The sequence below is a fragment of the Streptomyces sp. NPDC007346 genome (assembly GCF_040703535.1).
GTDB lineage: Bacteria > Actinomycetota > Actinomycetes > Streptomycetales > Streptomycetaceae > Streptomyces.
This window is the reverse complement of record NZ_JBEYKR010000127.1, coordinates 1-20,137: the sequence shown is the minus strand read 5'-3', so window position 1 is coordinate 20,137 and position 20,137 is coordinate 1. Positions and strand designations below refer to the sequence as shown.

Genomic DNA, 20,137 nt, shown 5'->3' with positions numbered 1-20,137 from the left:
CGGATGTGTTGAGGGGCGTCGTTTCACGTGAAACGACGCCCCTCAACACATCCGGGACCGGCTACTCGCCCCTGCTCGTGTACCGCCACCGGAACATCGCCACCGCGACGACCGCGTACAGCACGGCCACCCCCGCCACCACGGCGACGGACCTGCCGTCCGGCGGGAGCATCAGCGCCGCCACTCCCGCCGCTCCCACGAACGCGACGTTGAAGAGCACGTCGTAAAGCGAGAAGACCCGGCCGCGGAAGGAGTCGTCCACCGAGGTCTGGACGACCGTGTCCGTCGCGATCTTCGACCCCTGGGTCACGACACCCAGCACGAAGGCGGCGATCAGCATCGGCACCAGGGCGAAGGAGAGCCCCAAGGCCGGCACCAGGACGGCCGCGGATCCGGCGCAGGCCACGATCCATCCGTACCGTCCGAACCGCCCCACCGCCCAGGGGGTCACCACGGCGGCGACGAAGAAACCCGCACCGGAGGCCCCGACCGCCAGGCCGAGGAGCGCCAGTCCGTCGGACTCGTCGTCCGACCAGGCGTAGCGGCAGAGCATGAGCACCATCACGGTGAGCGCGCCGTAGCAGAAGCGGAGCACCGTCATCGCGGCCAGAGCGCGGGCCGCGTGGGCCCGTTCTCCCAGGTGGCGCAGGCCGGCGACGAGTCCGTGGGCCGTGACGGCCAGGGCGGCCCGCAGCCGGAGGGGCGTGCCGCCGGGATCAGGCCCCAGCAGAGCTCGCGGCAGGCTCAGCGACGCCAGTGCGGAGAGCAGATAGAGCATGGCCCCCAGCAGGACGACCGCCGCGTCGGACTCGTCGGCCACCAGCCGTACGGCGAAGGCGAGGCCACCGCCCGCCGTGGCCGCGAGCGTTCCGGCGGTCGGGGAGAGCGAGTTGGCGACGACGAGCCGTTCGTCGTCGACCACCCGCGGCAGCGCGGCGGAGAGCCCTGCCAGCACGAAGCGGTTGACGGCGGTGACGCAGAGGGCCGAGGCGTAGAAGAGCCAGTCGGGCACCGAGGCGAGGATCAGCAGAGCTGTGCAACTGGCCAGAGTGGCCCGCAGGAGATTCCCGTACAGGAAGACCTGGCGGCGGGGCCAGCGGTCCAGCAGGACACCGGCGAAGGGGCCGATCAGCGAGTACGGGAGCAGGAGTACCGCCATGGCCGAGGCGATGGCGGCCGCCGAGGCCTGCTTCTCCGGGGAGAAGACGACGTACGCGGCGAGGGCGACCTGGTAGACGCCGTCGGCGGACTGGGAGAGGAGCCGCACCGTGAGCAGACGGCGGAAGTTCCGCAGGCGCAGCAGGGTGCGCAGATCACGCGCGACAGACATGGGAGCAAGCGTCACACACGCCGGGGGTCCGCGGGCGGATTGCCCGGGACCCCCGACGTGCGGCAGGTAGAGGTGAGCGTCTCCGCTCAGCGCTCAGGTGAGGCTGTCAGCCGAGAGGCCGGTTCAGCGCTCGGCGTCGCCGTTGATGAACTTCTCGACGTTCTCGCGGGCCTCGTCGTCGAAGTACTGGACGGGCGGGGACTTCATGAAGTAGCTCGAAGCCGAGAGGATCGGGCCGCCGACACCGCGGTCCTTGGCGATCTTTGCGGCGCGGACGGCGTCGATGATGACACCGGCCGAGTTCGGGGAGTCCCACACCTCGAGCTTGTACTCCAGGTTCAGCGGGACGTCACCGAAGGCGCGGCCCTCAAGGCGCACGTACGCCCACTTGCGGTCGTCCAGCCAGGCCACGTAGTCCGAGGGGCCGATGTGGACGTTGTCCGCACCGAGCTCGCGGTCACGGATCTGCGAGGTGACGGCCTGCGTCTTCGAGATCTTCTTGGACTCCAGGCGCTCACGCTCGAGCATGTTCTTGAAGTCCATGTTGCCGCCGACGTTCAGCTGCATCGTGCGGTCCAGGACGACGCCCCGGTCCTCGAAGAGCTTCGCCATCACGCGGTGCGTGATGGTGGCGCCCACCTGGGACTTGATGTCGTCGCCGACGATCGGGACACCGGCCTCGGTGAACTTGTCCGCCCACTCCTTGGTGCCGGCGATGAAGACCGGGAGAGCGTTGACGAAGGCGACCTTGGCGTCGATGGCGCACTGTGCGTAGAACTTCGCAGCGACCTCGGAGCCGACGGGCAGGTAGCAGACGAGAACGTCGACCTGCTTGTCCTTGAGGACCTGGACGACGTCGACCGGGGCGTCCGCGGACTCCTCGATCGTCTCGCGGTAGTACTTGCCCAGACCGTCGTGGGTGTGGCCGCGCTGGACGGTGACGCCCGTGTTCGGCACGTCCGCGATCTTGATGGTGTTGTTCTCGCTGGCGCCGATGGCGTCCGCGAGGTCGAGGCCGACCTTCTTCGCGTCGACGTCGAAGGCGGCGACGAACTCGACGTCGCTGACGTGGTAATCGCCGAACTGGACGTGCATCAGGCCGGGCACCTTGCCGGCCGGATCTGCGTCCTTGTAGTACTCGACGCCCTGCACCAGCGAGGCGGCGCAGTTGCCCACGCCTACGATGGCTACGCGAACCGAACCCATTCCGGTTGCTCCCTGTGTAATCGGTGTTTCCGATGAAGTCCCCGCGGAACGCGGTGACTTCACTTGGCGGTGTCGTCGGACGGATCCGGCGGGGTGTCACCCCGGCGCCGGGGCAGGCCGCCCGTCTCTCCTGATGTGTCCTGCTGAGCAGAGCCCTCGGGCGCGGATCGTCTCTGATCCCGTCCCGACCGCTCGCTCTCGATGAGCTCGTTCAGCCAGCGCACTTCGCGCTCCACGGACTCCATGCCGTGCCGCTGCAGCTCAAGTGTGTAGTCGTCGAGTCGTTCACGCGTGCGGGCGAGGGAGGCGCGCATCTTCTCCAGACGCTCCTCCAGCCTGCTGCGCCTGCCTTCGAGCACCCGCATCCGCACGTCGCGTTCGGTCTGTCCGAAGAAGGCGAAGCGTGCCGCGAAGTGCTCGTCCTCCCAGGAGTCCGGACCGGTGTGCGAGAGCAACTCCTCGAAGTGCTCCTTACCTTCCGCCGTCAGCCGGTAGACGATCTTGGCCCGGCGCCCGGTGAGGGTGGAGGTGGGGGCCGCGTCCGCCGGATCACCGGCGGGCTCCTCGATCAACCAGCCGCTGGCCACCAGCGTCTTGAGGCACGGATAGAGCGTCCCGTAGCTGAACGCACGGAAGATCCCCAGCGAGGTGTTGAGACGTTTGCGCAGCTCATAGCCGTGCATCGGAGACTCGCGGAGCAGCCCCAGGACAGCGAACTCGAGGATGCCGGAGCGTCGGCTCACGGGTGTCTCCTCCTTCTGCCGCTGGTTCCGCGGAGGCCGTCCGCCGGACTCCCTGACGTACTTATGCCGCGCTGATGTATCGACTCGATACATCAGCACGATAGATCGGACCGACGGGTTCGACAAGGGTGACCTTCGTGAGCGGCGTCACATCGCCAATTCATGGGAAGCGACTTGCGTTGTTTGGGGTGAACTTCGGCCCTAGGAGGGTTTTGACCGTGCGTAGTCTGTGCGGCATGCAGACCACCGGGAACCGTGAGGCGTCGTCGTGCGTCAGTTATCGCGGACTGCCGGATGTGCTGCGGATGAGCCTTCCGCAGGGCTGGTCCGTAATTCGGGGGGACCGGATCTCAACTGCCGCTTCCAGGCGCTCTCGCCTGCCCGAGGAGTAGTCGTTCCATGAGCGAGCACCGTCGCAAATCGCCTCAGCCGCAAGGTGGCGGGCGGGCCGCGGCCAGACGAGCCGCCCAGCAGTCCACAGGACGCCGAGCGGCACCGTCACGCAGAGCTACACATGTGTCACCTTCCGAATCGCCGTCCGAGCGGCACGGCGAGGAGCGCCAGTACGGCAGCCGTGCGGAGGCTCGTCGTGCGGCTCAGCGCGGCGGGGGCCGGCGGCGGGGCGGGGGCGACGGACCGCGCGGCAGGGGCGTCGCCGGGCCTCCGGACAAGAAGCGCCTGATCGACTACCCGCGGTACGGCAGGTACGGATTCCGTCGCTGGCTGCCCTCGTGGAAGCTGGTCTCGGGCCTCTGCGTGGGCTTCCTCGGCATGCTGATGGGCGTGGCGGGCGTTTCGTACGCCCTGGTCAGCAAGCCGAACATCCAGGATGCCGCCACGGCACAGAACAACGTCTACTACTGGGCCAACGGCGAGCAGATGGTGGCGACCGGCGGGGTGGTCAACCGCCAGGAGATCAGCTACGAGCAGATCCCCGAGGCGATGCGCAACGCCGTCGTCGCGGCCGAGAACAAGAGCTTCTGGACGGACCGGGGCATCGACCCCAAGGGCATCGGCCGCGCCGTCTTCAATATGGCCACGGGTGGTCAGACCCAGGGTGGTTCGACCATCACCCAGCAGTACGTGAAGAACTCGCGGCTCAACCAGGACCAAACGTTCACGCGGAAGTTCAAAGAGCTCTTCATCACCCTCAAGGTGGCCGGCGAGACGGACAAGCGTGACGTCATGGCCGGCTACCTGAACGTCTCGTACTACGGGCGCGGCGCCTCCGGTCTCCAGGCCGCGGCCCGTACGTACTACGACAAGGACGCCAAGGACCTGGACCCGAGCGAGTGCGCCTTCCTGACGACGCTGCTCAAGGGGGCCAGCTACTACGACCCGGCCGGCGCCGTCGACATCGACAAGAACGCGACCCCGGAGAAGAACCTCGACCGCGCCGAGAAGCGCTGGAAGTGGATCCTCGACGAGCAGGTCAAGGACGGCAAGATGTCGGCGGAGGAGCGGGCGAAGTACACCAAGTTCCCCATGCCCAACCCGCCGAAGAAGAACGCGAAGCTGGGCGGGCAGACCGGCTACCTGGTGGAGCTCGCGCGTAAGTACTTCCTCGCCAACAACACCGAGAACATCACCGCCGAGACGATGGAGCTCGGCGGCTTCGAGATCCACACCACCTTCGACAAGAAGAAGGTGGACCAGCTCGCCGATGCGGTGAACAAGGTCTACAAGGCCAAGATCCGTCCCGAGGAGCGTCCGGAGACGGACACCCACGTGGAGTTCGGCGGCGCTTCGGTGGACACGAAGACGGGCGCCATCCTCGCCACGTACGGCGGGCAGGACGCCACGAAGCACTTCACCAACAACGCGGACGCGACCGGTGCCCAGGTCGGCTCGACCTGGAAGCCCTTCGTCCTGGCCGCGGCGATGCAGTACGGCGTACGCGACCCGAAGCTCGGGCCCGAGCAGGACCTCTCCCAGCGCACCATCGTCTCCCCGGAGAGCATCTACAACGGCGACAACAAGCTGCAGATCAAGAAGTACAACGGCGAGGTCTGGAAGAACGAGGACGACGAGGAGTGGCTCCAGACGAACGACGGCCACCACGACTACGGCGAGATCGACCTGCGGTACGCCATGGAGCAGTCGGCCAACTCCCCCTTCGTACAGCTCGGTATGGACGTCGGTACGGACAAGGTCAAGGACGTCGCGGTCGCCGCAGGCCTGAAGGACGACGACATGATGGCGGACTCCACCGTCCCGTCGTTCTCCATCGGTACGTCCTCGCCCAGCGCCATCCGGATGGCGGGCGCCTACGCCACCTTCGCCACGAGCGGCCAGCAGAACCCCACGTACTCGGTCACCGAGGTGAAGCAGGGGGGCAAGGTCGTCTTCCAGCACAGGAAGCAGCCCAAGCGCGCCTTCTCCCCGCTCATCGCGGACAACGTCACGGACGTGCTGAAGAACGTGGTGGAGAACGGCACGGGCAAGCCGGCGCGGCTCGAGGGACGTGAGGCGGCGGGGAAGACGGGTACGACGGACGGCAACAAGTCCGCCTGGTTCGTCGGGTACACCCCGCAGCTCTCGACGGCGATCAGCATGTTCCGGTTGGACGACGACGAGACCAACACCAAGCGCCAGTTCGAGAAGATGTTCGGCACCGGCGGCGAGAAGAAGATCCACGGAAACTCGTTCCCGGCATCCATCTGGCACGACTACATGACCGCGGCGATGAAGGGGAAGAAGGTCCTCTCCTTCCCGGAGCCGAAGCCCATCGGCGACACGGTCTGGGGTGGTGGCGCGACCAGCCCGAGCCCGACGCCCAGCCCGACGCCCAGCCCGACGCCCTCCAGCGAGGAGCCGGAGCCGCCGACGCCGTCCCCGACACCCACCACCCCCTCGCCCACGCCGAGCAAGACCTGTGAGTTCTGGGACTGGGACTGCCAGAACCCCAACGGCGGCGGTGCGAACGCCGGAGCCGACGGCGGCGGGGCGAACGCGGGAGCGGACGGTGGTGCGAACGCCGGAGCCGACGGCGGCGGCGCGAACGGAGGCGCGGACGGTGGTGCGAACGCCGGAGCCGACGGTGGCGCGGACGGGGGCGCGGACGGCGGGAACGGCGCCAACGGCGGGAACGCCGGAAACGGCGCCAATGGTGCCAATGGAGGGAACGGCGGGTGGTGGACCGGCGGATAGCCACACCGCAGCAGGGCCCGTGACAGGCCCTGGAAGCCCGCAGGACGAGGGCCGCCGCCACCGGACAGGGTGCGGCGGCCCTCGCCGTGTTCCGTACGGGGTACGCCGCGCCGTACCCCGTACGTGTTCCTCCGCTTCCCCTGCCCGTTTCCCGGGCCGGTCCACGCCCAGGGCACAGCGCCGTACGGCAGGATGTGCGGCATGCCAAGCCCCAGTGCAGAGGACACGAGCGTGCAGCAGCAGGAGCGGCCCGTCGTGCGGCCCACCGATCAGGACGAGGTCGCGGCGGCCGGCAGTGAGCTGTTCGGCGGGCGGGTGGGGCGCTGGGCGCGGCTCGGCGGAGGTCCGCTGACGCCCGTACGGGTCGTCGCGCTGGTCATGATCGGGATGTTCGCCCTCGGCATGGTGCAGAAGATCCCCTGCTACGAGTGGGCCTGGTTCCGCGGAGCCACCTCGCAGTACACGCACGCCTGCTACTCCGACATTCCGCACCTCTTCCTGGGACGCGGCTTCGCCGACGGTCTGATCCCGTACTTCGACCGGCTGAGCGGCGACATGCAGTACCTGGAGTACCCCGTACTGACCGGGGTGTTCATGCAGGTGGCAGCCTGGCTGACCCTCACGCCGGAGAGCGACCCCATCCAGCAGCGCGAGCAGATGTACTGGATGGTCAACGCGGGCATGCTGATGATCTGCGCGGTGATCATCGCCGTGTGCACCGTACGCACGCACCGGCGCCGCCCCTGGGACGGCCTGCTGGTCGCGCTGGCGCCCGCGTTCGCCCTCACCGCCACGATCAACTGGGACCTGCTGGCCGTCGCGCTGACGGCCGCGGCGATGCTCATGTGGTCGCGGGGCCGGGTGCTCGCGTTCGGCCTCCTCATCGGCCTGGCCACGGCCGCCAAGCTCTACCCCGTCCTGCTGCTCGGCCCGCTCCTGGTGCTCTGCTGGCGGGCGGGCAGGTGGCGCGAGTTCTCCACGGCCCTGCTCGGCGCGGGGGCGGCCTGGCTGGTGGTGAACCTGCCGGTGATGCTCTACGCCCCCGAGGGGTGGCGGAAGTTCTACACCTTCAGCCAGGAACGGCCCATCGACTTCGGCTCGTTCTGGCTGGTCATCACCCAGCGCACCGGGAAGCCCATCGACGTCGAGACGGTGAACAGCGCATCCGTGGTGCTGATGGTCGTGCTCTGCGCGGGCATCGCGGGCCTGGCGCTCACCGCCGCCCGCCGGCCGCGCTTCGCCCAGCTGGCCTTCCTGGTGGTGGCCGCGTTCATCCTGACGAACAAGGTCTACTCGCCGCAGTACGTGCTCTGGCTGATCCCGCTCGCCGTGCTGGCCCGGCCGCGCTGGCGCGACTTCCTCATCTGGCAGGCCTGCGAGGTCATGTACTTCCTGGGGATCTGGTTCTACCTCGCGTACACCAGCGGCGGTGACAAGCACCAGGGGCTGCCGCAGGAGGGGTACCAGCTCGCGATCGCCCTGCATCTGCTGGGCACGCTGTACCTGTGCGTCCTGGTCGTGAGGGACATCCTGCTGCCGGAGAAGGATCCGGTGCGCAAGGACGGGTCGGACGACCCGTCGGGCGGGGTGCTCGACGGGTCGCCGGACGCGTTCGTGCTGCCGCCCGGGGGGCGGTCATCCGGGCATACGGCCCCGACGGCCACGGGGCCCCAGGTGGAGTGGGGCGCGTCGCACACCCGGGACGGCTGACCCGGGGGCGGCTCTCCGGGGCCGCGCCGACCGGATCAGTGGTCGACGAGCCGGTCGGGCTGCGTGGTCGTGTGGCGCAGGTGGGCGACCAGCTCGTCACCGACCCGCGGCTCCTGCGCGTCCGACGGCACGAACAGGATCGACACCTGCATGTGCGGCGGCTCGGCGAACCACCGCTGCTTGCCCGCCCAGACGAACGGCGACAGGTTCCGGTTGACGGTGGCCAGACCCGCGCGTGCGACGCCCTTGGCCCGCGGCATCACCCCGTGCAGCGCCTTGGGCGCCTCCAGGCCGACCCCGTGGGACGTGCCGCCCGCGACGACGACCAGCCAGCCGTCGGAGGCGGCCTTCTGCTGGCGGTAGCCGAACCGGTCGCCCTTGACGACGGGCGTGACGTCCAGGACGGCACCCCGGTACTCCGTGGCCTCGTGGTCACCGAGCCAGAGCCGGGTGCCGATCCGGGCGCGGAAGCGGGTCTGCGGGAACTGCTGCTGGAGCCGGGCCAGTTCCTCGGCGCGCAGGTGGCTGACGAACATGGTGTGCAGGGGCAGCCGGGCCGCGCGCAGCCGGTCCATCCACCCGATGACCTCCTCGACGGCGTCCGAGCCGTCGGTGCGGTCCAGCGGCAGGTGCAGCGCGAAGCCTTCGAGCCGTACGTCCTCGATCGCCGCGTGCAGCAGCCCGAGCTCCTCCTCCTTGACGCCGTGGCGCTTCATCGAGCTCATGCACTCGATGACGACCCGGGCGCCCACCAGGGCGTGCACCCCGTCGACGGAGGAGACGGACCGGATGACGCGGTCCGGCAGCGGTACGGGCTCCTCACCCCGCCGGAACGGGGTCAGGACGAGCAGGTCGCCGCTGAACCAGTCCTTGATCGTGGCGGCCTCGTAGGTGGTGCCGACGGCGAGGGTGTCGGAGCCGAAGCGGATCGTCTCGTCGGCGAGCCGCTCGTGGCCGAAGCCGTAACCGTTGCCCTTGCAGACCGGTACGAGTCCGGGGAACTGGTCCAGCACGGACTTCTGGTGCGCCCGCCAGCGCGCGGTGTCGACGTAGAGGGAGAGCGCCATGGCCGGCCCGGAACCTTTCTGGTGGATGCGGTGAATCAGCGAACGAACTGGGTGTGCCGAAAAGGGGTGCTGAAAGAGGGTCAGCGGCGCGACATGTAGATGTCCAGCGCCTTGTGGAGCAGCTTGTTGAGGGGGAAGTCCCACTCGCCGACGTACTCGACCGCCTCGCCGCCGGTGCCGACCTTGAACTGGATCAGGCCGAAGAGGTGGTCGTTCTCGTCCAGCGAGTCGCTGATGCCGCGCAGGTCGTAGACGGTGGCGCCCATCGCGTAGCTGTCGCGCAGCATCCGCCACTGCATGGCGTTGGACGGCCGGACCTCGCGCCCGATGTTGTCGGAGGCACCGTACGAGTACCAGACGTGTCCGCCGACGACGAGCATCGTGGCGGCGGAGAGGTTCACGCCGTTGTGCCGGGCGAAGTAGAGCCGCATCCGGTTGGGGTCCTCCGAGTTGAGGACCGTCCACATGCGCTGGAAGTACGAGAGGGGGCGCGGGCGGAAGTGGTCGCGCACGGCCGTGATCTCGTAGAGCCGCTGCCACTCGGCCAAGTCCTCGTAGCCGCCCTGGACGACCTCGACACCGGCCTTGTCGGCCTTCTTGATGTTGCGGCGCCACAGCTGGTTGAAGCCCTTGAGGACGTCCTCGAGGGAGCGGTTGGCCAGCGGCACCTGGAAGACGTAACGGGGCTGTACGTCACCGAAGCCGGCGCCGCCGTCCTCGCCCTGCTGCCAGCCCATCTTCCGCAGCCGGTCCGCCACCTCGAAGGCGCGCGGTTCGATGTGGGTGGCCTCGACGTCGCGCAGCCGCTTCACGTCGGGGTCCTGGATGCCGGACTTGATGGCGGCCGAGTCCCAGCGCCGGATGACGACCGGCGGGCCCATCTTCACGGAGAAGGCGCCCTGCTGCTTGAGGTGGGCGAGCATCGGCTGGAGCCAGTCGTCCAGGTTGGGCGCGTACCAGTTGATGACCGGGCCCTCGGGCAGGTACGCCAGGTACCGCTTGATCTTGGGGAGCTGGCGGTACAGGACGAGGCCCGCCCCGACGATCTCGCCGTTCTTGTCGAACCAGCCCAGGTTCTCCGAGCGCCATTCGGTCTTCACATCAGCCCACGCCGGGACCTGGCAGTGACTGGCCGAGGGCAGGCTCTGGATGTACGCCAGATGCTGCTCTCGGCTGATGGTCCTCAGGGTCAGGCTCATGCGGGGCGCTCCTCGGCAGGTGTGTCCCCATCGGTCAGGGGCTCCGGCTCTCGCGCCGAAGCCTACTGTGACCGGGGGGCGCCCGGCCTGGCCGCGTAGGGCCGGGCCGCCCGGGGCGTACCGGCGCGGCCGCCCTGACGGCCGCGCCTGGGGATGCGCCGCTCAGGTGATGACGCCGCCGAAGAGGCCGCCGTGCGCCATACCGAGGTAGAAGCCCAGCGCGGAGGAGCCGATGCCCATGATCAGGGCGAACCGCTCCCAGGTGGTCTTCGAGATGTACTGGCCGTAGAGGCCGGTCAGGATCCCGACCAGTCCCGCCCACGAGCTGATCAGGTGCAGATGGTGGAACATCGCCGTCACGAAGGCGAGGATGCCGAGCACCCCGGTCACCACCATCAGGACGTCCTGGACGGGGTGCGGCCTGCCGTCCGTCGCGAAGAGCGAGCCGGTGGCGGGGCGGCCGGTGGTGGACCGGGAGCCGGCGGGACGAATGGTCTGTGCCATGGATGACCTCCTGGCCGGACGGGCGGTGGAATGTAGCGCCTCTCACACCGCATCTGTCTCGATTGTGCTCCTGCGGCAGCGGATCCGCCCTCCGGGATGCGGGCCGCATGTCCCCGCTGACCTCCGGATTTCAACCGGAAGCCGGTCTACAGGTAGTCTGTACGGTCTGCACCGGTGTCTGCCCAGGCCAGCGCGGCGAGCCTCTCCCCCAGGAACATCCCGGGAGCGGATCGTCAGTGCCGGGTGTTCTCCTCGGAGACGCCGTTGCTACACGCATCACGACCCTCCTGCCACGGAACGACCGTGGCCGCTGAGTCCAAAGGAGGTGGGTTCCACATGCGTCACTACGAGGTGATGGTCATCCTCGACCCCGATCTCGAGGAGCGAGCAGTCTCCCCGCTGATCGAGAACTTCCTCTCCGTCGTCCGTGAGGGCAACGGAAAGGTGGAGAAGGTCGACACCTGGGGCCGTCGTCGGCTCGCTTACGAGATCAAGAAGAAGCCCGAGGGCATCTACTCGGTCATCGACCTGCAGGCCGAGCCTGCGGTCGTCAAGGAGCTCGACCGCCAGATGAACCTGAACGAGTCGGTCCTCCGGACCAAGGTCCTCCGTCCCGAGATCCACTGAGCATCTAGCTCAGCGGTTCCCGGGTCCGAGTAGCAGCAAGCAGCCAGAAGCAATCCCCGCCGAGAGGTTCACCCATGGCAGGCGAGACCGTCATCACGGTCGTCGGCAATCTCGTCGACGACCCCGAGCTGCGCTTCACCCCGTCCGGTGCGGCGGTCGCGAAGTTCCGTGTCGCGTCCACTCCCCGCATCTTCGACCGGCAGACCAATGAGTGGAAGGACGGCGAAGGCCTGTTCCTCACCTGCTCGGTCTGGCGTCAGGCGGCGGAGAACGTCGCGGAGTCGCTCCAGCGAGGCATGCGCGTCGTCGTGCAGGGCCGGCTGAAGCAGCGGTCCTACGAGGACCGTGAGGGCGTCAAGCGCACGGTCTACGAGCTGGACGTCGAGGAAGTCGGCCCCAGCCTCAAGAACGCCACGGCCAAGGTCACCAAGACCACCGGTCGCGGCGGTCAGGGCGGCCAGGGCGGATACGGCGGCGGTGGCCAGCAGGGTGGCGGCAACTGGGGCGGCGGTCCCGGTGGCGGTGGCCAGCAGGGCGGCGGCGGGGCTCCCGCCGACGACCCGTGGGCGACCGGCGCGCCGGCAGGCGGCCAGCAGGGCGGGGGCCAGCAGAGCGGCGGGAGCGGCTGGGGCGGAAGCCCCGGCGGTTCCGGTGGCTCCGGCGGCGGCTACTCGGACGAGCCCCCCTTCTAGGGCTGCTCGTACCCCCACTTCTTGATCACACAGGAGAAACACCATGGCGAAGCCGCCTGTGCGCAAGCCTAAGAAGAAGGTCTGCGCGTTCTGCAAGGACAAGACCCAGTACGTGGACTACAAGGACACGAACATGCTGCGGAAGTTCATTTCCGACCGTGGCAAGATCCGTGCCCGCCGCGTCACCGGCAACTGCACGCAGCACCAGCGTGACGTCGCCACGGCTGTGAAGAACAGCCGTGAGATGGCGCTGCTGCCCTACACGTCCACCGCGCGATAAGGGAAGGGTGACAACAGCATGAAGATCATCCTCACCCACGAGGTCTCCGGCCTCGGCACCGCCGGCGACGTCGTCGACGTCAAGGACGGGTACGCCCGTAACTACCTGGTTCCGCGTGGCTTCGCCATTCGCTGGACCAAGGGTGGCGAGAAGGACGTGGCGCAGATCCGCCGCGCCCGCAAGATCCACGAGATCGCAACGATCGAGCAGGCCAACGAGATCAAGGCCAAGCTCGAGGGCGTGAAGGTCCGTCTGGCTGTTCGCTCCGGCGACGCCGGCCGTCTCTTCGGCTCGGTCACCCCGGCTGACGTCGCTTCGGCGATCAAGGCCGCCGGTGGTCCGGACGTCGACAAGCGTCGCGTCGAGCTCGGTTCGCCGATCAAGACGCTCGGCGGGCACCAGGTGTCCGTCCGTCTGCACCCCGAGGTCGCAGCGAAGCTCGCCGTCGAGGTCGTTGCTGCCTAAGGGCAGAGCTCAGCAGAGCAGGTGAAGGGCCGCACCCCGTCGGGGGTGCGGCCCTTCACTGTGTCCCGGGGAGTGTTTCACGTGAAACACGAGGGATGGACGACATCGCAGGCGGGGTTCGCGCGGACCGTTTCACGTGAAACGGTCCGCAGCGCCCGCGTATCAGCGGGTTGCTCCGGTGACGATCCACCGGCCGGAGCGGGTACGCACCCAGAGGGTGATCAGCCGGACGGCCATCATCAGCGTCATCGCCCACCAGAGTGCGGTGAGCCCTCCGCCGAGGGAAGGCACCAGAAGCGCGACGGGAGCGAAGGCGGCCAGCGTCACCAGCATGGCCCAGGCGAGGTAGCGTCCGTCTCCCGCGCCCATCAGTACGCCGTCCAGGACGAAGACGACTCCGGCGATCGGCTGCGAGACCGCCACGACCAGGAGCGCCGGGAGCAGGGTGTCCTTCACCGCCGGGTCGCTGGTGAAGAGCGGGATGAAGAGAGGCCGGGCGAGCATGATCAGCACCCCGAGTGCGATGCCGCAGCCGATGCCCCACTCGACCATGCGACGGCAGGCCTCGCGAGCCCCCTTCTCGTCGTTCGCCCCCAGGTAGCGGCCGATGATCGCCTGGCCCGCGATGGCGATGGCGTCGAGTGCGAACGCGGTCAGGCTCCAGAGGGAGAGGATGATCTGGTGCGCGGCGATGTCGGTGTCACCGAGCCGGGCGGCCACGGCGGTGGCGATCATGAGGACGGCCCGGAGCGACAGTGTCCGGACCAGGAGGGGCACGCCCGCCCGTGCGCTGGCCCTGATGCCGGCGGCATCAGGACGCAGCGAGGCGCCGTGTCTACGGGCTCCGCGCACGACCACGACGAGATAGGCGACGGCCATGCCCACCTGGGCGATCACCGTGCCCCAGGCGGATCCGGCGATGCCGAGCCCGGCCCCGTAGACGAGGACCACGTTGAGGATGCCGTTCGCCGTGAAACCGCCGATGGCGACGTACAGCGGGGTGCGGGTGTCCTGAAGTCCGCGCAGCACGCCGGTGGCGGCGAGGACGACGAGCATCGCCGGGATACCGAAGCTGGAGATCCGCAGATAGGTGATGGCGTACGGAGCGGCGGTGTCCGAGGCGCCGAAGACATCGACGAGCCAGGGGGCCGAGGGGATGGTGAGCGCCACGACCACGGCGCCGAGCAGCAGGGCGAGCCAGATGCCGTCCATGCCCTGGCGGATCGCGGCGGGCAGATCGCCCGCCCCGACGCGGCGGGCGACGGCGGCCGTGGTGGCGTAGGCGAGGAAGACGAAGATGCTCACGGCGGTCATCAGCAGGGCTGCGGCGATCCCGAGACCGGCCAGTTGCGGAGTGCCGAGATGGCCGACGATGGCGCTGTCGACCATCACGAACAGGGGCTCGGCGACGAGTGCGCCGAACGCCGGTACGGCGAGGGCGATGATCTCGCGGTCGTGCCGTCGGCGGCCTGTTCGGGGAGTGGTGGGGGCCGTGGTCATGGGGTCAATCTAATCTTCCACAGGTAAGAGATGCAATGCCTTAGTGTCCCTTACGGAGGCTCCTGTGGGACCTTCGTCCGGGCGTCGTTCGCGGGGATCTTGAAATCGGGGTGAAAGTTTTTCTCCCCCACAGTCAGTGGACGGGGAAAGTGCAGGTCAGGCGGGTGGTGGTGGTTCTGCTATGAGTTTGTCCACAGTGCTGTCCCCCGGTCCGTACACAGGTTCCGAGGGGTTCTCCACAGCATCTGGTCCGTCATCCACATGCCCTGTGGATAACCAGATTGGCTGACGGTGGAGACAGGCCTACCGTGGTCCGGCGCCCGCACTCCGTTCCGGCGCCGGAATCAGCAGAACCCAACGCGCCGGAAGCGGAGTCGGGCGACTTGTTTGTCGGTGCCGTGCCGTAAGAAAGAGTGGCACGGCTAGGTCCGCGATGCGGACGGGAGGAGGTGGCCCGGTGAGCATTCCCGAGCCTTTGGACGACCCCTGGACCGAGGTTGGTCCCGGCGACCGTCTGCCTGTCTCCCGCCAGCGCCGCGGGGAGCGCAAGGGGAGCCGTGAGGACCGGCACGACCGGGGCTCGGACGAGGGCTGGGACGGCGGAGGGCCCTCCAGCTTCGAGCGGGTGCCTCCCCAGGACCTGGACGCGGAGCAGTCGGTCCTCGGCGGCATGCTGCTCTCCAAGGACGCCATCGCCGAGGTCGTCGAGGTCATCAAGGGGCACGACTTCTACCGCCCGGCGCACGAGACCGTCTTCGCGGCGATCCTCGACCTCTATGCCAAGGGTGAGCCGGCCGACCCGATCACGGTCGCCGCCGAACTGGTCAAGCGCGGGGAGATCACCAAGGTCGGCGGGGCGCCGTACCTGCACACCCTGGTGCAGTCCGTCCCGACCGCGGCCAACGCCTCCTTCTACGCGGAGATCGTCCACGAGCGGGCGGTCCTCCGGCGGCTCGTCGAGGCCGGCACGAAGATCACGCAGATGGGATACGCGGCCGACGGGGACGTCGACGAGATCGTCAACTCCGCGCAGGCCGAGATCTACGCGGTCACCGAGCAGCGCACCAGCGAGGACTACCTCCCCCTGGGCGACATCATGGAGGGCGCGCTCGACGAGATCGAGGCCATCGGTTCGCGCAGCGGCGAGATGACCGGTGTCCCGACGGGGTTCACGGACCTCGACGCCCTGACGAACGGCATGCACCCCGGCCAGATGATCGTCATCGCGGCCCGTCCCGCCATGGGCAAGTCCACGCTGGCGCTGGACTTCGCGCGCGCCGCGTCGATCAAGAACAACCTGCCCAGCGTCATCTTCTCCCTCGAGATGGGGCGCAACGAGATCGCGATGCGTCTGCTGTCGGCCGAGGCGCGGGTGGCCCTGCACCACATGCGGTCCGGCACGATGACGGACGAGGACTGGACGCGCCTGGCGCGCCGGATGCCCGAGGTCTCGGCCGCCCCGCTCTACATCGACGACTCCCCCAACCTGTCGATGATGGAGATCCGTGCGAAGTGCCGCCGGCTCAAGCAGCGCAACGACATCAAGCTCGTGATCATCGACTATCTGCAGCTGATGCAGGCCGGTGGGTCAAAGCGTTCCGAGAGCCGTCAGCAGGAGGTCTCGGACATGTCCCGAAACCTGAAGCTGCTGGCCAAGGAGCTGGAGGTCCCGGTGATCGCGCTCTCGCAGCTGAACCGTGGTCCCGAGCAGCGCACCGACAAGAAGCCGATGGTGTCCGACCTGCGTGAGTCCGGCTCCATCGAGCAGGACGCCGACATGGTCATCCTGCTCCACCGCGAGGACGCGTACGAGAAGGAGTCACCGCGCGCGGGCGAGGCCGACATCATCGTCGGCAAGCACCGTAACGGCCCGACGGCCACCATCACCGTGGCCTTCCAGGGCCACTACTCGCGTTTCGTGGACATGGCGCAGACCTGAGGGGCCCGCTGGGGGTTCTCATTTCTCCGGCGCGCCACCTTCGCCGTGCCCTGTCCGACCGTGTCCGGCGGCCAGCACTGCCGCGAGGCCCTCTCGCAGTTCCTTGACGAAATACTCGGGCACCTCCAGCGACGGGAAATGTCCCCCGGCCTCGGGCGACCGCCATAGGACGATCTGCCGGTACCGCTCCTGTGCCCAGGGGCGCGGGACCGTGGTGATGTTTCCTCCCCAGTCGCCGCCCTGGGCTGCGAACCTGCCGTAGTCGAGCCTTCCCATCAGCTCCACCCAGGCGGCCGCGATCTTCTCGGTCCCCCACCCGGTGGTGGCCGGCTTGTCGCTGTATCCGAAACCCGGCAGCGACGGGACCACGACGTGGAACGCCGGCGCGTCCGCGTCCTCCGGATCCGCCAGCTCGTCCACCACATCGATGAACTCGGCGACGCTGCCCGGCCAGCCGTGCGTCAGGATCAGCGGAGTGGCGTCCGCGCGTGCGGACCGGCGGTGCAGGAAGTGGATTCCCGGACCATCGATGGTCGTGCGGAACTGGCCGACACGGTTGAGGCGCTCTTCGAACGACCGCCAGTTGTACCCGGTGCGCCAGTAGTTCACGACATCGACGAGGTCGGCGAGAGTAACGCCCTGCTCCCATCGGCCGTCAGAAGAAGGCGCGCTTCACTGCCGATCAGCGCAAGAACACCGGATCGGCGGAGTGATCGTCACCTCGGCGCATCCACGGGGCCCCACGCTCGCGGCACATGAGCGTCGCGAACACGCATCGGCAGGCGCGGGAACCGGGCCTTTCTCTTCGTGCCCGCGACGGCGACCTGTCCATCTCCCTGTCCTGGCCGCGCCGGCTCAACGGGGACCGTCGGAAGAACTGGCTCGCGGGGTGCTGCCCGGGGGGATGATCCGCTCCACGACCGTGTCCACCAACGCGTCGAGGGCGATGTCGCCGAGCATGTCCGGCAGGGTGAAGTGCTCCAGGAGCACGCCGGTCATCGCCAGGTAGAGGACGAGGAACGCGGCGTGGTCGCCGGGGAGGTCCGTGTCGCGGTGGAAAGCGGCGCTCTCCTCGAAGGCCGTGCGGACCGTCCTGGTCAGCTGGGCGCGCAGCTCCGGGCGGCGGGTCGCCTCCAGACGGAGTTCCAGCAGGGCCAGGTAGCCGGTGCGGTCGTCGGTCATCCGGCGGACCAGCCAGTGCATCAGCTCGGCGACCAGTTCGCGGGAGGGGGCGGGGCGCATCGCCTGTTCGACCTGGACCGCGTCCGGGGTCATCCGGTCGTGGATGCGGGCCCCCGTCTGCATGAACAGGTCGTCACGGCTGCTGAAGTAGTTCGACGCGGTGCCCACCGGCACGCCGGCTCGGGCGTCCACGGCGCGGAAGGTGAGGCCACGGGCCCCCTCCTGCGCCAGGACGTCGATCGCCGCGTCCGTGAGCGCCACCCTGCGCCCGGGGTTCTTCGCCATGAACTCTTCTCCTTGCCCGTCGCCCTCCGAAAGAGGCTTGCACAACCACTACGCCTGAAGCACTATAAGCGGAGTGGTTGCGGCGCGTCACCTCGGTGATGCGGCTGCCCGCTCGTCCTGGGCCGCAGAGCCCGCGTCGGTACGTGGAACGGGGAACACATGCGCAAGCTGACCTACTTCATCGCCTGTTCGATCGATGGCTTCATCGGTGATCCGCAGGGTGATGCCAGGACGATGATGGCCTTCGTCGACGAGGAGTTCCTCGCCTTCCTCAAGGAGGAGTACCCGGAGACCATCTCGGCCGAGGGGCGCAAGGCCCTCGGGCTCAGCGATCTGGAGAACCGGCGGTTCGACACCGTGGTCCAGGGACGGGCCAGTTATCAGCTGGCCCTGGACATGGGGGTGACGAGCCCGTACGGCCATATGCGCGAGTTCGTCGCCTCCCGGACGCTCACCGAGTCGCCGGACCCGAACGTGGAGCTGATCCCGGAGGACCTGGTCGGCAGGGTCAGGGAGCTCAAGGCAGAGGAGAGCGGACTGGGCATCTGGCTCTGTGGCGGGTCCCAGCTGGCGGGCGAGCTGATCGACGAGGTCGACGAGCTCGTGATCAAGACCTATCCGCTGGTGTACGGCTCCGGGATGCCGATGTTCGGGTCGGGGTTCGCCGCCGGTGAGTTCACGCTGGAGAGCGTGCGTACGTTCGGGAACGGGGTTCTGGTGCGGACGTACAGCCGGAAGCGCTGAGGCGCGGAGCGAGGTGTCCTACGGGGCCTCGCTCCTGGTAAATCCCCTCGTCAGGCGGTAGCCCCGTCGGGTAAGGGTGGTCCATGACCTCTTCTCGTGCAGAACTGCTCCCCAGTACCCGGCGTGCCCTCCTTCATCGCCTCGCCACGGCACAGCGGGAGGGCCGGGCGCCCTCCCTCGCGGCTGCTGTCCACAGGGAGGGCGGGATCGTCTGGAGCGGCGGACGTACGGGCCTTGAGGAGCAGGCTCCGGACACCGATACGCAGTACCGGATCGGCTCCATCACCAAGACGTTCACCGCGGTTCTGGTCCTGCGGCTGCGGGACGAGGGGCTGATCGACCTGGACGACCAGCTGGAGAAGCACCTCCCCGGCACCGGGACGGGCGGTGTGACCGTCTTCCAGCTGCTCGGCCACAGCGCGGGGCTGGGTGCCGAGGCGCCCGCCCCCTGGTGGGAGCGGACGCCGGGGAGCCTGCGGCCCGAGCTCGCCGATGTGCTCGGCGAGCGGCCGCAGAGGCATCCGGCGGGCCGGCGCTTCCACTACTCCAACCCGGGCTACACGCTGCTCGGTTCGCTGGTCGAAGCGGTACGCGGGGTCTCCTGGGAGGAGGCGCTGCGCCGCGAGATCCTGGAGCCGCTGGGCATGCGCCGTACGACGGCCGGGCCGGTCGCTCCGTACGCGGAGGGCTGGGCCGTTCACCCCTGGGCCGATGTGGTGGTGAGCGAGCCGGCCGAGGACCTCGGGCTGATGGCGCCCGCGGGTCAGCTCTGGTCGACCGCGGCCGACCTGTTGCGGTTCGCCGCCTTCCTGGCCGAGGGCGACGACCGGGTCCTGTCGGCCGCGTCCGTACGGCAGATGCGGGCGCCCGCCGCGCCCACCGGCGAGGCCGGGGGCAGTGGGTACGGCCTCGGCCTCCAGATCGTGAAGACCGACACCCGCGTTCTCTTCGGGCACGCGGGTTCGCTGCCCGGGTTCGTCGCCGGCCTCTGGTTCAGCGAGGAGGACGACGTCGCGGCGGTCGCCCTCGCCAACGCGACCTCGGGACTGCCCGCCGCTTCGGTGGCCGCCGAACTCCTGAGCATCGTCGCGGACGCGGAACCGCGCATCCCGGAGCCCTGGCGCCCGCTGCCGGAGGTCGACGACGAGTTGCTGGCCCTGACGGGGATCTGGCACTGGGGGACCCACACGTTCACGCTGAGGCTGACCGGGGGCCGGGGGCTTGAGCTCAGGCCGCTGGGCGGCACCGGTCGCGGAGCCTCCTTCACGCCGCGGCCGGACGGCACCTGGACGGGCCTGGACGACTATTACGCGGGGGAGATCCTCCGCGTCGTACGCAGGGACGACGGCTCGGTCGACCACCTCGACCTCGGCTCGTTCGCCTTCACCCGTGAGCCCTACGAGGCGGGCGCCGATGTTCCCGGCGGAGTGGACCCGGCGGGCTGGCAGGGGCTCGGCGGCTGACGCCCGGTCTGCGGCGGCCGGTGGGGTGGGTGTTTCACGTGAAACACCCAC

17 protein-coding genes and 1 pseudogene are annotated in these 20,137 nt (G+C 68.8%); 9 read left to right on the top strand and 9 right to left on the bottom strand.

The genetic code is table 11. The features are described 5' to 3' along the window. Nucleotides 1-61 precede the first annotated feature (61 nt). The 3 genes from AB0917_RS26660 to AB0917_RS26650 all read right to left on the bottom strand — a co-directional run bounded on the left by AB0917_RS26660 (nt 62) and on the right by AB0917_RS26650 (nt 3,279). Nucleotides 62-1,330: an MFS transporter gene (locus AB0917_RS26660; protein WP_366822211.1), complete on the bottom strand. Its 1,269-nt coding sequence runs from the start codon at nt 1,328-1,330 to the stop codon at nt 62-64. Between the two features lie 123 nt (nt 1,331-1,453). Continuing rightward, nucleotides 1,454-2,536 carry an inositol-3-phosphate synthase gene (locus AB0917_RS26655; RefSeq protein ID WP_366822210.1) on the bottom strand — a complete coding sequence of 361 codons (1,083 nt, stop codon included), beginning with the start codon at nt 2,534-2,536 and terminating at the stop codon, nt 1,454-1,456. Nucleotides 2,537-2,595: 59 nt separating this feature from the next. Beyond that, nucleotides 2,596-3,279 (bottom strand): helix-turn-helix transcriptional regulator, encoded by a 684-nt coding sequence (locus tag AB0917_RS26650; protein ID WP_366822209.1) that lies wholly within the window; start codon nt 3,277-3,279, stop codon nt 2,596-2,598. A 399-nt stretch (nt 3,280-3,678) separates the two neighbouring features. On the opposite strand from AB0917_RS26650, the gene AB0917_RS26645 reads away from it, so the two are divergent. Continuing rightward, complete coding sequence (locus AB0917_RS26645) at nt 3,679-6,429, top strand: transglycosylase domain-containing protein (RefSeq protein ID WP_366822208.1); 2,751 nt, start codon at nt 3,679-3,681, stop codon at nt 6,427-6,429. A gap of 201 nt (nt 6,430-6,630) precedes the next feature. Then, nucleotides 6,631-8,139, top strand: a complete 1,509-nt coding sequence (locus AB0917_RS26640; RefSeq protein WP_366822207.1) for a glycosyltransferase 87 family protein — start codon at nt 6,631-6,633, stop codon at nt 8,137-8,139. Between the two features lie 35 nt (nt 8,140-8,174). Here the strand turns inward: AB0917_RS26640 and AB0917_RS26635 are convergent, their stop codons facing one another. From AB0917_RS26635 to AB0917_RS26625, 3 genes are all read right to left on the bottom strand, one after another. Continuing rightward, nucleotides 8,175-9,206 carry an alanine racemase gene (locus AB0917_RS26635; protein ID WP_366822206.1) on the bottom strand — a complete coding sequence of 344 codons (1,032 nt, stop codon included), beginning with the start codon at nt 9,204-9,206 and terminating at the stop codon, nt 8,175-8,177. A gap of 80 nt (nt 9,207-9,286) precedes the next feature. Beyond that, nucleotides 9,287-10,405, bottom strand: coding sequence for a peptidoglycan bridge formation glycyltransferase FemA/FemB family protein (locus AB0917_RS26630; protein ID WP_070200758.1), 1,119 nt, complete (start codon nt 10,403-10,405; stop codon nt 9,287-9,289). A gap of 162 nt (nt 10,406-10,567) precedes the next feature. Continuing rightward, complete coding sequence (locus tag AB0917_RS26625; RefSeq protein WP_366822205.1) at nt 10,568-10,909, bottom strand: hypothetical protein; 342 nt, start codon at nt 10,907-10,909, stop codon at nt 10,568-10,570. Between the two features lie 336 nt (nt 10,910-11,245). Between AB0917_RS26625 and rpsF the strand changes: the two genes are divergently transcribed. From rpsF to rplI, 4 genes are all read left to right on the top strand, one after another. Next, nucleotides 11,246-11,536: a 30S ribosomal protein S6 gene (gene rpsF, locus AB0917_RS26620; RefSeq protein ID WP_015609864.1), complete on the top strand. Its 291-nt coding sequence runs from the start codon at nt 11,246-11,248 to the stop codon at nt 11,534-11,536. A gap of 74 nt (nt 11,537-11,610) precedes the next feature. Then, on the top strand, nt 11,611-12,228 hold the full coding sequence (locus tag AB0917_RS26615; protein ID WP_366822204.1) for a single-stranded DNA-binding protein: 618 nt from the start codon (nt 11,611-11,613) through the stop codon (nt 12,226-12,228). 43 nt (nt 12,229-12,271) lie between these two features. After that, nucleotides 12,272-12,508 (top strand): 30S ribosomal protein S18, encoded by a 237-nt coding sequence (gene rpsR / locus AB0917_RS26610; protein ID WP_003967857.1) that lies wholly within the window; start codon nt 12,272-12,274, stop codon nt 12,506-12,508. Nucleotides 12,509-12,526: 18 nt separating this feature from the next. After that, nucleotides 12,527-12,973, top strand: coding sequence for a 50S ribosomal protein L9 (rplI, locus tag AB0917_RS26605; RefSeq protein ID WP_018513854.1), 447 nt, complete (start codon nt 12,527-12,529; stop codon nt 12,971-12,973). A gap of 162 nt (nt 12,974-13,135) precedes the next feature. Here rplI and AB0917_RS26600 read toward each other — a convergent pair whose 3' ends face one another. Continuing rightward, the gene (locus AB0917_RS26600; RefSeq protein WP_366822203.1) at nt 13,136-14,473 is read right to left on the bottom strand and encodes an MATE family efflux transporter; all 1,338 of its coding nucleotides are present in this window, start codon (nt 14,471-14,473) and stop codon (nt 13,136-13,138) included. A 457-nt stretch (nt 14,474-14,930) separates the two neighbouring features. Between AB0917_RS26600 and dnaB the strand changes: the two genes are divergently transcribed. Continuing rightward, nucleotides 14,931-16,412 (top strand): replicative DNA helicase, encoded by a 1,482-nt coding sequence (gene dnaB, locus AB0917_RS26595; RefSeq protein ID WP_366822202.1) that lies wholly within the window; start codon nt 14,931-14,933, stop codon nt 16,410-16,412. An 18-nt stretch (nt 16,413-16,430) separates the two neighbouring features. Here dnaB and AB0917_RS26590 read toward each other — a convergent pair. Further along, a pseudogene (locus tag AB0917_RS26590) lies at nt 16,431-17,063 on the bottom strand (epoxide hydrolase); the annotation flags it as partial. Nucleotides 17,064-17,267: 204 nt separating this feature from the next. Continuing rightward, nucleotides 17,268-17,879: a TetR family transcriptional regulator gene (locus tag AB0917_RS26585; RefSeq protein ID WP_366822201.1), complete on the bottom strand. Its 612-nt coding sequence runs from the start codon at nt 17,877-17,879 to the stop codon at nt 17,268-17,270. 159 nt (nt 17,880-18,038) lie between these two features. Here AB0917_RS26585 and AB0917_RS26580 point away from each other — a divergent pair, with 159 nt between their 5' ends. Both AB0917_RS26580 and AB0917_RS26575 read left to right on the top strand, forming a co-directional pair. Beyond that, complete coding sequence (locus tag AB0917_RS26580; protein WP_366822200.1) at nt 18,039-18,623, top strand: dihydrofolate reductase family protein; 585 nt, start codon at nt 18,039-18,041, stop codon at nt 18,621-18,623. Between the two features lie 83 nt (nt 18,624-18,706). Continuing rightward, nucleotides 18,707-20,086, top strand: coding sequence for a serine hydrolase domain-containing protein (locus AB0917_RS26575; RefSeq protein ID WP_366822199.1), 1,380 nt, complete (start codon nt 18,707-18,709; stop codon nt 20,084-20,086). Nucleotides 20,087-20,137 lie beyond the last annotated feature (51 nt).